The sequence below is a fragment of the Azospirillum sp. genome (genome assembly GCF_035627195.1).
Lineage (GTDB): Bacteria > Pseudomonadota > Alphaproteobacteria > Azospirillales > Azospirillaceae > Azospirillum.
On record NZ_DASPMG010000170.1, the window covers coordinates 1 to 12,870 of the forward strand.

13 protein-coding genes are annotated in these 12,870 nt (G+C 69.7%); 3 read left to right on the plus strand and 10 right to left on the minus strand.

Translation table 11 applies throughout. From position 1 onward, the window contains the following. From VED21_RS15385 to VED21_RS15400, 4 genes are all read right to left on the minus strand, one after another. A partial coding sequence (locus tag VED21_RS15385) for an electron transfer flavoprotein subunit beta/FixA family protein (RefSeq protein ID WP_324883465.1) occupies window positions 1–657 on the minus strand: 657 nt, incomplete at its 3' end. 40 nt (window positions 658–697) lie between these two features. Then, window positions 698–1,243 carry a thioesterase family protein gene (locus tag VED21_RS15390; protein ID WP_324883467.1) on the minus strand — a complete coding sequence of 182 codons (546 nt, stop codon included), beginning with the start codon at window positions 1,241–1,243 and terminating at the stop codon, window positions 698–700. Window positions 1,244–1,306: 63 nt separating this feature from the next. Further along, entirely contained in the window at window positions 1,307–1,702 is a 396-nt protein-coding gene (locus VED21_RS15395; protein WP_324883469.1) for a MerR family DNA-binding transcriptional regulator, read from the minus strand. Window positions 1,703–1,825: 123 nt separating this feature from the next. Continuing rightward, complete coding sequence (locus VED21_RS15400) at window positions 1,826–3,550, minus strand: long-chain fatty acid--CoA ligase (protein WP_324883471.1); 1,725 nt, start codon at window positions 3,548–3,550, stop codon at window positions 1,826–1,828. 277 nt (window positions 3,551–3,827) lie between these two features. Here VED21_RS15400 and VED21_RS15405 point away from each other — a divergent pair, with 277 nt between their 5' ends. Continuing rightward, window positions 3,828–4,142: an SCP2 sterol-binding domain-containing protein gene (locus VED21_RS15405; RefSeq protein ID WP_324883473.1), complete on the plus strand. Its 315-nt coding sequence runs from the start codon at window positions 3,828–3,830 to the stop codon at window positions 4,140–4,142. A gap of 293 nt (window positions 4,143–4,435) precedes the next feature. Here VED21_RS15405 and VED21_RS15410 read toward each other — a convergent pair whose 3' ends face one another. From VED21_RS15410 to pqqA, 6 genes are all read right to left on the minus strand, one after another. After that, window positions 4,436–5,629 carry a M48 family metalloprotease gene (locus VED21_RS15410; RefSeq protein ID WP_324883475.1) on the minus strand — a complete coding sequence of 398 codons (1,194 nt, stop codon included), beginning with the start codon at window positions 5,627–5,629 and terminating at the stop codon, window positions 4,436–4,438. Beyond that, a complete protein-coding gene (locus tag VED21_RS15415) occupies window positions 5,626–6,423 on the minus strand; it encodes a hypothetical protein (RefSeq protein ID WP_324883477.1) in 798 nt (265 codons plus the stop codon). Before VED21_RS15415 ends, VED21_RS15410 begins: the two co-directional genes overlap by 4 nt. A 142-nt stretch (window positions 6,424–6,565) precedes the next feature. Continuing rightward, window positions 6,566–7,072, minus strand: a complete 507-nt coding sequence (locus VED21_RS15420; protein WP_324883479.1) for a urate hydroxylase PuuD — start codon at window positions 7,070–7,072, stop codon at window positions 6,566–6,568. 10 nt (window positions 7,073–7,082) lie between these two features. Further along, window positions 7,083–8,234 carry a pyrroloquinoline quinone biosynthesis protein PqqE gene (pqqE, locus tag VED21_RS15425; RefSeq protein ID WP_324883481.1) on the minus strand — a complete coding sequence of 384 codons (1,152 nt, stop codon included), beginning with the start codon at window positions 8,232–8,234 and terminating at the stop codon, window positions 7,083–7,085. Next, window positions 8,203–8,487 (minus strand): pyrroloquinoline quinone biosynthesis peptide chaperone PqqD, encoded by a 285-nt coding sequence (gene pqqD / locus VED21_RS15430; protein ID WP_324883483.1) that lies wholly within the window; start codon window positions 8,485–8,487, stop codon window positions 8,203–8,205. The genes pqqE and pqqD overlap by 32 nt, the downstream gene beginning before the upstream one ends. A gap of 53 nt (window positions 8,488–8,540) precedes the next feature. Continuing rightward, window positions 8,541–8,618, minus strand: a complete 78-nt coding sequence (gene pqqA / locus VED21_RS38975) for a pyrroloquinoline quinone precursor peptide PqqA (protein WP_414638215.1) — start codon at window positions 8,616–8,618, stop codon at window positions 8,541–8,543. A 321-nt stretch (window positions 8,619–8,939) separates the two neighbouring features. Between pqqA and nosP the strand changes: the two genes are divergently transcribed. Both nosP and VED21_RS15440 read left to right on the plus strand, forming a co-directional pair. Then, window positions 8,940–10,094 carry a nitric oxide-sensing protein NosP gene (gene nosP, locus VED21_RS15435; protein ID WP_324883485.1) on the plus strand — a complete coding sequence of 385 codons (1,155 nt, stop codon included), beginning with the start codon at window positions 8,940–8,942 and terminating at the stop codon, window positions 10,092–10,094. After that, window positions 10,091–12,730 carry a NahK/ErcS family hybrid sensor histidine kinase/response regulator gene (locus VED21_RS15440; protein ID WP_324883487.1) on the plus strand — a complete coding sequence of 880 codons (2,640 nt, stop codon included), beginning with the start codon at window positions 10,091–10,093 and terminating at the stop codon, window positions 12,728–12,730. Before nosP ends, VED21_RS15440 begins: the two co-directional genes overlap by 4 nt. The last annotated feature ends 140 nt before the right edge of the window (window positions 12,731–12,870 follow it).

Below are 12,870 nucleotides of genomic sequence, written 5' to 3' on the forward strand. Positions count from 1 at the left end.
CTTCAGCGTCTTCAGCCGCGGCGCCACGTCCACACCCAGGGCATCCGGGGTGACGGTGTCGAGCGGCTTCTTCTTGGCCTTCATGATGTTGGGAAGGCTGGCGTAGCGCGGCTCGTTGAGGCGCAGGTCGGTGGTGACCACGGCCGGGAGCTTCAGCTCGATGGTTTCCAGGCCGCCGTCGATCTCGCGCGTCACGGTCAGCACGCCGTCACCCGGCGCCACCTTGGAGGCGAAGGTGCCCTGCGGCCAGCCGAGGAGGGCGGCGAGCATCTGGCCGGTCTGGTTGCAGTCGTCGTCGATGGCCTGCTTGCCGAGCACGACCAGCTGCGGCTGCTCCTTGTCGACCAGCGCCTTGAGCAGCTTGGCGACGGCCAGCGGCTGGGTCTCGGCGTCGGTCTGCACCAGGATGGCGCGGTCGGCGCCCATGGCGAGCGCGGTGCGCAGGGTTTCCTGGGCGGTGGCCGGGCCGATGCTCACCGCCACCACTTCCGTGGCCTTGCCGGCTTCCTTCAGGCGCACCGCCTCCTCGACAGCGATCTCGTCGAAGGGGTTCATCGAGAACTTGACGTTGGCGGTCTCCACACCGGACCCGTCCGCCTTCACGCGGACCTTCACGTTGTAGTCGACCACCCGCTTCACGGGGACCAGGATCTTCATGGGGGTGCTCTTTCCTCCTCGATGGATCACTCGGCGGGGATCACTCGGCGGCCATGCGCGGCGCGGGCGCGGGCTCGATCGGCAGGGATTGCGGGCGCCAGTCGGCGACGAAGTCGGGCATCGGCGGGCTCTTGGCCGGCAGGCCCAGTGCTTCCAGCACCTCGTCCGTCGGCACGGGCCGGCCGCCGGCCAGGAAGACGCCCTGCATCACCGCGACGGCCGCCGTGCCGGCCGCGGTTTCGACGCGGTGTTCGATGAAGATCCACTTCTCGTCCCAGCACAGCACGCGGCTGACCAGCTCGAAGCGCTGGAAGGGCCGCAGCGAGCGGCGGAAGCGGACGTTGACCGCGCCCAGCACCGTGGTCCAGCGCCGCTTCAGCATGACCCGCATCAGGCCGCTGCGCACCAGAAGGTCGATCCGCCCCAGGTCCATGACGCTGTGGTAGCGGGCGTTGGTCATGTGCAGGTTGAAGTCGAGGTCGGTCGGCCACACGCGCAGGCGCAGCCGCCCGGCCTCGGTCAGGCCCAGGGGCCGGCCGAACAGCGCGGCCAGAACGACCGCGACCAGACGGAACAGCAGATTCATCGCACCCTCGCGTCCTCTCCGTGGTCCGGAGCCGGCCGGAGGGCGCGTCGGCGTCCTCCGGGCTCAGTCCCCGTCGGGTTTGGTGCCGCGCTCGCCCACGGCGGACAGCACCTGTTTCTCGATCTCTTCCAGCTCGGCCACCGTCGCGTCGATGTCCTGGCGCTGCAGGGCAAGCTCGCCCAGGCGGTGCCGGACCCGGCCGAGCAACAGCTTCAGCTGCCCGACGTTGCCGCGGTCGACGTTGTAGAGATCCAGGTATTCCTTGATCTCCGCCAGCGAGAAGCCGAGGCGCTTGCCGCGCAGGATCAGCTTCAGCCGCGCCCGGTCGCGCTTGGTGTAGACGCGGTTGTTGCCGACCCGGTTGGGCGACAGGAGCCCCTTCACCTCGTAAAAGCGCAGGGCGCGGGGCGTGATGCCCAGTTCCTCGGCGAGCTGGTTGACCGAATAAAGCTCTTCCATCACAGGGCGCCTTCGTTCGCGGGGCCCGGCCGCTTCCTGACCTAAACGTCAGAGGGTTGCCGCCGGGTTATCCGACGTACGTAGCACACCATTGCGCGAAGTCCAAGGTGCCCTTTCACCCGCTTACCCCTGCGCCCTGCTCTGCTCCTCCGCCACCAGTTCCTTCTTGGACAGCTTGCCGACCGCCGTCTTGGGCAGTTCGGCGCGGAACTCGATGTGCTTCGGCATCTCGATGCGCGAGATCTTGTCGGCCAGGAAGGCTCTCAGCTCCCCCTCCGACAAGCTGGCGCCGGGCTTCAGCTGCACGAAGGCCTTCGGCGTCTGGCCGCGGTAGTCGTCGGGAAGGCCGATGACGCAGGCCGCCACCACGTCCGGGTGCAGGTAGATCGCCTCCTCGATCACCCGCGGGTAGACGTTGTAGCCGCCGCAGATGATGAGGTCCTTCAGCCGGTCGAGCAGGAAGACGTAGCCGTCCTCGTCGATGGTGCCGACGTCGCCGGTGCGCAGGAAGCCGTCCGGGCCGATGACGCGCGCCGTCTCGTCCGGGCGGCGCCAGTAGCCGGCCATGACGTTCGGGCCCTTCAGCACCAGCTCGCCCTTCTCGCCCGGCGGCAGGACGCGCGACGGGTCCTCCATGTCGCGGATCTGCACGACGACGCCGGGCAACGGCAGGCCGATCGAGCCTTCCTTGTTGACGCCGGTCAGCGGGTTGGAGTTGCACACGGGCGAGGCCTCGGTAAGGCCGTATCCCTCCACCAGCACGCAGCCGGTCATGGTTTCGAACTGGCGCTTCAGCTCCAGCGGCAGCGGCGCCCCGCCGGAGATGCAGTAGCGGATGGAGGTCAGGGTGTACTTGGCCACGTCCGGCGCGGTGACCAGCGCCTTGTACATGGTGGGCACGCCGGGGACGAGCGTGGCGCGGCGCTTGGCGATCGTCTTCAGGACCTGCTTCACCTCGAAGCGCGGCAGCAGGATCAGTTCCGCCCCCGCCACGATGCCCAGGTTCAGCACCACCGTCATGGCGAAGACGTGGAAGAACGGCAGCGCGGCCAGCACCCGCTCCTCCCCGTCCTTCATGCCGGGGAACCACGACTTCACCTGCAACAGGTTGGCCGACAGGTTGGCGTGCGTCAGCATGGCACCCTTGGGCACGCCGGTGGTGCCGCCGGTGTATTGCAGCACCGCGATGTCGTGCACCGGGTCGATGCGCACCGGCGACGGCCGGCCGTCGTTGGCGAGCAGCGTCTCGAACGGCAGGTGCCGGTCGTCGGCCGGGATGTCGGCCAGCTCGCTGCGCTTCAGCACGCGGAACAGCAGGCCCTTCACGGTCGGCAGGATGTCGGCCATCCTGCAGACGATGATGCGCTTCAGCCGGGTGCGGTCCAGCATCAGGCCGACGCGCGGGTACACCTGCTTGAGGTCGAGGGTGACCATCAGGTCGGTCTCGGAATCCTCGATCTGGTGTTCCAGCTCGCGCTCGACGTAGAGCGGGTTGTAGTTCACCACGGTGCCGCCGGCCTTCAGCACGGCGAAGAAGCAGACCACGTAGAACGGCGTGTTGGGCAGGCACAGCCCGACCTTCACGCCCGGCCCCACCCCCAGCGCCTGGAAGCCCCGGGCGGCGCGGTTCACCAGTTCGGCGACCTCGGCATAGGTGCTGCGGCGGCCGAGGAAGTCCAGGCACGGGCGCGCGGCGAACCGGGCGGCGGCCTCGTCGAACACGGCGCCCATCGCCCTGGGGGCGATCGGCATGGCCCAGTCGATGCCGGGCGGGTAGGCCTTGAGCCAGGAATGCTGCGTCTCTCCGGACGCGGGGGTGAGCCCGGCGCGGGCAAGGCTGTCGGTCATGGGTCCGCTCTCCTCGCGTCGGCCGGGGTCAGCGGCGAAATGCCGGATGGGTGGGGGCCGGGCGGGAGGGCATACCGATTCCGGATGTCCTGGACGTGATCATGTTCGCTCCCCTTTTTCATTGTTGCTCTCGGCGTTGCTCTCGGGGCTCGGGTCGGGTTCCCTTAGGCATCGCCCTGCAACGTCCTCTTTATGACGTTGACGTAAACGTAAAGCATCCTTACTGTCAAGTGCGTACCGCACGAACTTTCAGCACACGAACTTCGGAGGATCCTTCATGGTCGATGACCTGGTCAGCACCATCCAGTCCCGTTCCGGCGACCTGCGCGGGTTGGGGGCGAAGGTGCGCTTCGCGCTCGGCGGCCCCGGCGACATGATCCTGGTGGACGCCCGCGCGAATCCGGTCACCGTGACGCGCGCCGATGCCAACGGGAGCAGCGATGCCGACTGCACCATCCGCATGACGCCCGAGAACCTGAACAAGCTGATCAACGGGCAGCTCAACCCCATGCTGGCCTTCACCATGGGCAAGCTGAAGGTGGAAGGCTCCATGGGCGTGGCGCTGAAGCTGGCCTCCCTCCTGGAAGCGTAAGCCGTTTGGCCGATGCGGCACGACCTTGACCCATAGGTCAGGAACCGTTAGTTTGCACACACAACAGAGCGCAGGCCGGCACGACCGGCCACCATGCGCCAGGGTTGGAAGGCACGGACAGACAAAGTCCAGAGACCACGGGCATCGTCGAGACACGGGAACAACCCGGCCGCGGTGACCGACGCTTTTCAGGGAGGGTTTACCGGCGCCTTATCCCGGCGCCGGTCGGACCGACGGGACCGGCGGCAGCACCTTCACGGTGCGCCGCCGGTTTCGTTTTCGGGATCGGCGCTTTACGCCCGCAAACGCGCCAGCCGCTGCGCCGGCTCCGGATGGCTGGCGTGGAAGGCGGCGTGCAGCGGGTCACCGCCGGGGGCGTTGGCGTTGGCGGCATAGAGCTTCACCAGCGCGCGCGACAGCGCCTCGGCGCTGGTGTTCCGGGCGGCGAAGGCGTCGGCCTGGTACTCCCAGCCGCGCAGGATTCGCACCGCCATGGGGCGCAGGAACAGGCCCACCAGCGGCAGCGCCAGCACGAAGACGGCGAGCCGTTCGCCCACGCTGCCCCCCGCCATCGGCCCAAGAACGGCAAGGGCCGCGAAGGCGGCAAAGCCCGTCGCGGCCATCCCGGCCAAGTAGCGCGCCACGTGATGGTGGCGGGCGTGCCCGGCCTCGTGCGCCACGACCGCCTCGACCTCGTCCTCCGCCAGCCGATCCAGCAGCGTGTCGTGCAGCATGATGCGGCGCGCAGCACCCAATCCGACGACGCTGGCGTTGGCGCGCCGCGTGCGGCGGGAGGCGTCGACCACCCGCACCGCGCCCAACCGCAGGCCGCAGCGCGTCAGCAGCGCCTCCAGCCGGCCGGCCAGCCGCGCGTCGGCCAGCGGCGCGCTGCGGTTCAGCACCGTCGCGGCGACCAGCGGCTGCACCGCCGTGCGCAGGACGGCCACGGCGAACCACAGGCCCCAGGCCCACAGCCACCACGCCGCCCCGCCCCGATCCGCCAGCCACGCCACCGCCGCCAGAACCGGGAGGCCGAGTGCCGCCGACAGCGCCGCGCGCTTCGCCGCGTCGGCCAGGAAGAGCCCCGGCGAGGCGCGGTTCAGCCCGTGCCGCGCGTCGATCCCGAACACGCCCGCCGCCTGCACCGCCAGCCGCACGGCACCCCGCAGCGCCACCACCACGGTGACCAGGACCACCGCCCCGGCCACCGGGCCGAAGGCGGCGAACAGCCGGTCCAGCGCCGCCACGCCGCCGCCCAGCAGCAGCGCCACCACCGCGCCCTCCGCCAGCGTGCCGGCGATGGTCAGGCGGGTGCGGGCCAGCGTCACGTCGATGGCGGTGCGGGCGGATGCGGCGTCCAGCCAGCCTTCCCCCGCCCCTGCCCCCGCCCCCGCACCAAGCGTGCGCAGGTGCGCGGCCTGCCGCCGGTTCAGCCAGACCAGCAGCGCCGTCCAGGATGCCGCGAGGGCGAGCAGGATGGCCGTCACGCCGGCATCTCCGCGCCGATGGAGGCCAGCAGCCGGCGCGGGTAGCGCGCCCCGCCGCGCACGAAGGCGGTGTAGACCTGCACCAGCGCCGCCCCGGCGGCCAGCCGTTCCTGCACGTCCCAGCTGCCGTGCACGCCGCCCACCGAGATCACTGGCATGGGGTCGAGCGCCGCCGCGACCGCCGCCAGCCGCCGCGGGCTGGCCGACACCAGGACGAGACCGTCGACGTCGTGGGCGTGCGCCGCGTGCACGGCCGTGGGCAGCGGCGTACCGTCCTCGCCCGCGTGCACCTTCAGCGTCAGCGGCACGCGCCGGCCGGTGGCCTGCGCCTGCTCCGCCTGTTCGCGCTTCAGGTGGTCGAGCAGCGCGTCGACGGCGGCCGGGTCCTCGTCGCGCCGGAAGAAGGGGGAGCTGAGGTTGGCGGCGAGGTAGTCGGCGCGGTGCCAATGCGCGCGCAGCGCGGCGGCGTAGTCGTCCACCACCGCCGAATCCAGCCCGTCGCGCCGGCTGCCGATGTTGACGCCGACCGGGCAGTCGCGGTCATGGGGCAGGCGGGGCGGCGTGCCGGGCGTCACCGTGCCGACCTCGACGAAGCCGAAGCCGGCCGCCGCCAGCGCCCCGACCATGGCGCCGGAGCGGTCGAAGCCGGCGGCGAGACCCAGCGGATTCGGGAAATGCAGCCCCATGGCGCGGACGGGCATGCGCGGCGCCGGCCGCGCTCCGTGCAACACACCCAGCGCGCGCACGCCGACCGCCGTGGTCACCGCGTTCAGCGCGTCCTTCCACCCACCCATGCCAACCAAATCCCCGGCCGAATCCCGCCGCATCCGGCCGCGTCGCCGGTGCTCCCGACACGCGACTTTAGAGTTTCTCCGGGCAATTGCCAATTGTCGGGTGTGCCCACTTTTTGCGCGCGTGATACGCACGGTGACACGCTTACGAGAACAGGAACACGCCGTGCGCGCCGGCCACCATGAACACCAGGGTCGGGACCGACAGCACCGTGTTGGTGCGCGACGCCAGGAAGGTGACGCGGGTGCAGCGCAGCCGCTCCTCGACCGGCGCGTCGACGAAGCCCAGCACCTTCTTCTGGTGCGGCCACATGACGAACCACAGGTTCAGCACCATCAGCGTGCCGGTCCACGCCCCCAGCCCGATCACCGCCGATGGGCCGGAGAGCGTCAGCGCGTCGGCCAGCTCCCCCCGGTGCCAGAGCATGAACAGGCCGCTCGCCCACACGAGCAGCGAGGCGTGGCGGAAGATGCCGTGCTCGCGCTTGGACGCCGCGACGAACACGCCGCGCACGTCCGCCGCCGGATCGGCCGGCAGGACCCGGCGGTAGGTCGGGTTGTGCACGACGTTGGACCAGTTGTGGCCCATCCAGATGATGACGCCGACGATGTGCAGCCAGCGCGCCACCACATCCAGGGCGAAACTGTCCATCGCCGGCCGCTCAGTCGTCGCCGGCGGCGGCGGCGAGGTTCTCCTGGCCGCGCTGGCGCATGTAGAGCGGCCGTTCGCTGCGGGGCCCGCGCTTCTGCGCCGCCGCCACCGCCTCGTCGATCAGGTGGCGGTGGGGGGACTTGGTGCACACCGGGTCGGTGTTGGCGGCGTCGCCGGTCAGCATCAGGGCCTGGCAGCGGCAGCCGCCGAAGTCCTTCTCCTTCTCGTCGCAGCTGCGGCAGGGGTCCTTCATCCAGTCGTCGCCGCGGAACTTGCGGAACGCCGGCGACTCCTTCCAGATCCAGTCCAGGCCGTGGTCGCGCACGTTGGGGAAGTCCAGCTCCTTGATCAGGCGCGCCTCCTGGCACGGCAGGGCCGAGCCGTCGGGCGCGATGGTCAGGTGGATGGAGCCCCAGCCGTTCATGCAGGCCTTCGGCCGCTCGCTGTAATAGTCGGGAATGACGAAGTAGATCTTGGGCTTGTTGCCCAGGCGCTCGCGCGCCCGCTTCACCACCTCCTCCGACTCCTCCAGCTGCTCGCGCGTCGGCAGCAGTTCGGAACGGTTGAGCAGCGCCCAGTTGTAGTACTGGAGGTTGGCGAACTCGATGTATTCCACGCCCAGGTCGGCGGCGAGGTCGATGAAGGCCTGCGTCTGCCCGATGTTGTAGCGGCTGACCGGCACGTTCAGCACCATCGGGAAGCCCTGCGCCTTCAGCTCGCGCGCGACGGCGATCTTCTGGTCGAACACGTCGATGCCGACCATCGTCTCGTTCAGTTCGCTGTCGCAGGCCTGCAGGCTGAGCTGCACCTGCTTCAGCCCGGCCTTCTTCAGGTCGCGGATGCGCTCCGCGTCGATGCCGACGCCGGACGTGATCAGGTTGGTGTAGTAGCCGAGGCGGTCGGCCTCGCCCACCAGCTCCTCCAGGTCCTTGCGCAGGGCCGGCTCACCGCCGCTGAAGCCCAGCTGGAGGGAGCCCAGGCGCCGCCCCTCGCGCAGGACGGCCTTCCACTCCTCGGTGGTCAGCTCGTTGCGGTAGCGGTCGAAGTCGACGGGGTTGTTGCACCACGGGCACTTGAGCGGACACTTGTAGGTCAGCTCCAGCACCAGCCAGAGGGGCAGGCCAAGGCCGTCAAGGCTTAACCCGGATCCAGTCTTGGGCATGCGCCACCTCCAGAAATTCCAGAACGTCGTCGCGGACGTCGGCGTCGAAGCGCGCCGACAGGTCGGCGACGACATCGTCCACGGTGCGCACGCCGTCGCACGTCTGCAGGATCTCGGCCGCCGTGTCGTTCAGCTTGACCACGCCTTCCGGGTAGAGCAGCACATGCGCCTGCTGCGCCTCTTCCCAGCGGAACAGGTACATCGGGTTGATCTCGACCACGTCGGCCGCACCCGGCGGCTTGCCGATCACCATGCTCGCTCTCCAGGGTCAAGAGGAGAAGGGCCGCGAACGGCCCCTCCCGCACGTCAGCGGACGTAGACGTACGCCGTGACTTCGAAACCCAGGCGCAGGTCGCAGTAAGCCGGCTTCACCCACTTCTTCATGGCCGTTCCTCCCTTTCGAGGTCGCGTGGTGGTGGCCGCGGGGCGGCTGCCCCACGGCTTCCCCGATCAGAACGCATGCAAGCCCCCACTTCAATTGGCATAAAGTACCAATTGACGGCACTCCGGACGATGCGCCCCGCGCTGACGGAAATTGTTGATTTTTATCAAGGTTTTGCGCCACGCTGAAGGACGCATGCATACGAATTGCCCACTTCTCGCGGACGCGCCGGGGGGCTATGAGTCGCATGTCGCGCAAAGGAAGCCGCCACGCAAGACGGCCCGGCGCCCCAGGGGGAGGGAAACGCCTTGGAAGGAAGCGTCATGGACCCGAAGCTGTCCGCCTGCATCCGCAGCGGCGTCACCAGCGCGCCCGACCCGTGGGACGCGGCGCGCGAGCTGAAGGCGGCGCTGGACCAGCCGAACCCGTCGCTCGTCCTCGTCTTCGTCTCGCCCGACCGCGACTTCCCGGCGGTCAGCCGGGCGCTGACGGAGACCTTCGGCCCCATTCCCGTTGTGGGGTGTACCACGGCGGGGGAGATCACGCCGGCCGGCTACCGCCGCGGCTCCATCGTCGGCATCAGCCTTGCCAGCCCGGGCTTCATCGCGGTGGCGGAGCGGATCGACAACCTGCACACCTTCCACATGGCGCGCGGCAACGATTTGGTGCAGCGGGCACTGCGCCGGCTGGACCGCGAGGCGCCCGGCCTGTCGCGCGACCGCACCTTCGCCATGCTGCTGATCGACGGCCTGTCGGGCTGCGAGGAAGCGGTGGTGAGCGCCCTGCACGATTCACTGGGTGGCATCCCGCTGTTCGGCGGATCGGCCGGCGACACGCTGCAGTTCCGCCGCACCTGCGTGCTGCACGACGGGGTGTTCCACCAGGACAGCGCGGTGCTGCTGCTGGTGTCCACCAGCCTGCCCTTCCGCGTCTTCAAGACCGAGCATTTCGTCAGCTCGGAAGAGAAGATGGTGGTGACGGAGGCCGACCCGGTGAACCGCATCGTCACCGAGATCAACGGCGAGCCGGCGGCGCGCGAGTACGCCCGCGTCGTCGGGCTGAACATCGACGAGCTGACGCCCACCATCTTCGCCGCCCACCCGGTGGTGGTGCGCATCGGCGGGTCGTACTTCGTGCGCTCGATCCAGAAGGTGAACCCGGACCACAGCCTGACCTTCTTCTGCGCCATCGACCAGGGCATCGTGCTGACCGTGGCGCGCGGCATCGACCTCGTGGAGAACCTGGAGCGGCTGTTCGGCGACCTGCGCAACGACATCGGCCCGCCGGAGCTGGTGATCGGCTGCGAATGCGTGCTGCGCAACCTGGAGCAGGAGCAGAAGGGGCTGACCGACCGCGTCGGCCGGCTGATGGTCGACAACAAGGTGGTCGGCTTCTCCACCTATGGTGAACAGTACCTCGCCATGCACGTGAACCAGACCTTCACCGGCGTGGCGATCGGCCGGAGGGCGGCGCCGTGAGCCCGCTCGGCCCCCTCACCGAGCCGTTCCTCGACGCGGACCTGCCGGTGGAGGAGCGGCTGGCCCGGCTGGAGCGCGAGAACACCAAGCTGCGCAAGATCAGCAAGGCGCTGATGGACCGCGTCGAGCGGTCCATGGATTTCCAGGGCAACGCCTTCTCGCTGTTCCAGACGGCGATCGTGCTGGAAACCAAGGTGCGCGAGCGCACCCTGGCGCTGGAATCGGCCCTGCGCGAGCTGAAGGACACCAACCGCCAGCTCTCCATCGCCATGGAGGAGGCGCAGACCGCCAAGGGGCGGCTGAGCGAGGCGATCGAGTCCACCTCCGAAGGCTTCGTCCTGTGGGACGCGGAGGACAAGCTGCTGCTGTGCAACAGCAAGTACCGGGAGCTGTGGCCGGGGGCCGCCGACGACCTGCGCCCCGGCGTGCCGTTCGAGCAGATCATCCGCCGCGCCGTGGACGAGGAGCTGGTCATCGACGTCGCCGAGGGCGAGGACGTGGAGGGCTGGGTGGCGCGCCGCATCGCCAGCCACCGCAACCCCGGCGAGCCGTTCGTCCTGCAGTTCCGCAACGGCCGCTGGGTGCAGATCAGCGAACGCCGCACCGCCGACGGCGGCATCGTCGCCAGCTACACCGACATCACGGAGATCAAGCGCAGCGAACAGCGCCAGCGCGAACGCGAACTGGCCGAGAAGTCGGCACTGCTTCAGGCCACGCTCGACAACCTGTCGCAGGGCGTGTCGGTGTTCGACGCCTCGCTGCGCCTCGTCGCCTGGAACGACCGCTTCATCGAGCTGCTGGACCTGCCGGCCGACCTCGCCCGGCCCGGCACCTCGCTGCGGCCCTTCCTGGCGTCGGACTGCATGCGCCGCCAGTTCTCGCTGGACGCCGACGGCGCGTTGCGCGTCGAGCGGCCGAACGAGCCGCTGGCGGCGGAGCACGAGATGGGCAACGGCCGCGTCATCGAGCTGCGCCGCACCATCATGCCCGACGGCGGCTTCGTCACCACCTACACCGACATCACCGAGCGCAAACGGTCGGAAGAGGCGCTGCGCGACAGCGAGCGGCGCATTCGCCTGATCACCGACGCGGTGCCGGCGCTCATCGCCTACGTCGACGCCGACGAGCGCTACCGCTTCACCAACAAGGCGTACGAGGACTGGTTCGCCCGCCCGCGCGACGAGATCGACGGGCAGGCCATGCGCGACGTGCTGGGGGCCGAGCACTACGACAAGCGCCAGGAGTTCGTGGAGGCCGCCCTGATGGGCGAGCCGTGCGAGTTCGAACTGTCGCTGCCCGACGCCCAGGGCCGCATCGGCCACCTGCTGGCCACCTACGTGCCGCATCTGGCGGCGAACGGCGAGGTGGTCGGCTTCTTCGCGCTGATCCACGACATCACGGAGCGCAAGCGCGCCGCCGAACAGCTGCGCGAGGCCAACGAAAGCCTGGAGCGCCGCGTCGAGGAGCGCACCGCCGAGCTGCGCGCCGCCAACGAGGCGCTGAGCCAGGCCAAGGCCGAGGCCGACCAGGCCAACCTGTCGAAGACGCGCTTCCTGGCGGCCGCCAGCCACGACCTGCTGCAGCCGCTGAACGCCGCGCGCGTCTTCATCACCGCGCTGTCGGAACGGCGCCTCGCCGCCAAGAACCGCGGCCTCGTGCAGAACTCGCTCGCAGCACTGGAGGGGGTGGACGAGCTGCTGACGACGCTCTTGGACATCTCCAAGCTGGACGCCGGTGCCTTGCAGAGCGAGATCACCGACTTCCGCATCAAGGACATCCTCAGCGTCATGGCGGCGGAGCACGCCATGGTGGCGCGCGCCAAGGGGCTGAAGCTGCGGGTCATCCCCTGCAACTGCCCGGTGCGCAGCGACCCGCGCCTCCTGGGCCGCATCCTGCGCAACTTCATCAGCAACGCCATCCGCTACACGCCGGAGGGCGGCATCGTCGTGGGCTGCCGGCGGCGCGGCGACAAGCTGCTGGTCGGCGTGTGGGACACCGGCGTCGGCATCCCGTCGGAGAAGGTGGGCGAGATCTTCGAGGAGTTCCGCCGCCTGAACAACGGCGGGCGCGACCGAGGCATGGGCCTGGGCCTTGCCATCGTCAAGCGCATCGCCCGCATGCTGGACCACCCGATCGTCGTGCAGTCGGTGCCCGGCCGCGGCAGCCTGTTCGGCATCGAGGTGCCGCTGGGCCGCGACCCCGCACCGCTGAACGCCGCCGCCGAGCCGCCGATCGCGCGCGCCAACAGCGTGGCCGGTGCCCTGGTGCTGGTCATCGACAACGACGCCGCCGTGCTGGGCGGCATGATGGCGTTGCTGGACGGCTGGGGCTGCGAGACCATCGCCGCCGCCAGCGCGACCGAGGCGCTGGTGCTGTGTTCCGATGGCCGGAAGCCGGACCTGATCATCGCGGATTATCACCTGGACGACGAGCAGATCGGCCTGGACGCCATCGAGGAGGTCCGCGCCGGCCTGGGTGCGAAAGTGCCGGCGGTGGTCATCACCGCCGACTACACGGCCGAGGTGAAGGGGGCCATCAAGGCGGCCGGACACCACCAGCTGAACAAGCCGGTCAAACCCGGCCGCCTGCGCTCGCTGATGGCGCACATGATGCAGGAGATTAGGAAGGGGACGTGATACCGGCGAGCGGAGGCGCTGACTCACTGAGGGGGATTCCCAAGGCGAGCGATCCGTGATTCGATTCCCCGTCCACGTCGGGGAGGAGCGGATGCCAGCGGCGTTGCCGATCCGGGAAGACTTAAGCGCCGGCGAGTTGC

Coding starts and splice junctions, on each gene's coding strand:
- VED21_RS15390 (WP_324883467.1), bottom strand. CDS start 1,243: ATGAATCTGCTGTTCCGTCTGGTCGCGGTCGTTCTGGCCGCGCTGTTC.
- VED21_RS15395 (WP_324883469.1), bottom strand. CDS start 1,702: ATGGAAGAGCTTTATTCGGTCAACCAGCTCGCCGAGGAACTGGGCATC.
- VED21_RS15400 (WP_324883471.1), bottom strand. CDS start 3,550: ATGACCGACAGCCTTGCCCGCGCCGGGCTCACCCCCGCGTCCGGAGAG.
- VED21_RS15405 (WP_324883473.1), top strand. CDS start 3,828: ATGGTCGATGACCTGGTCAGCACCATCCAGTCCCGTTCCGGCGACCTG.
- VED21_RS15415 (WP_324883477.1), bottom strand. CDS start 6,423: ATGGGTGGGTGGAAGGACGCGCTGAACGCGGTGACCACGGCGGTCGGC.
- VED21_RS15420 (WP_324883479.1), bottom strand. CDS start 7,072: ATGGACAGTTTCGCCCTGGATGTGGTGGCGCGCTGGCTGCACATCGTC.
- pqqE (WP_324883481.1), bottom strand. CDS start 8,234: ATGCCCAAGACTGGATCCGGGTTAAGCCTTGACGGCCTTGGCCTGCCC.
- pqqD (WP_324883483.1), bottom strand. CDS start 8,487: ATGGTGATCGGCAAGCCGCCGGGTGCGGCCGACGTGGTCGAGATCAAC.
- pqqA (WP_414638215.1), bottom strand. CDS start 8,618: ATGAAGAAGTGGGTGAAGCCGGCTTACTGCGACCTGCGCCTGGGTTTC.
- nosP (WP_324883485.1), top strand. CDS start 8,940: ATGGACCCGAAGCTGTCCGCCTGCATCCGCAGCGGCGTCACCAGCGCG.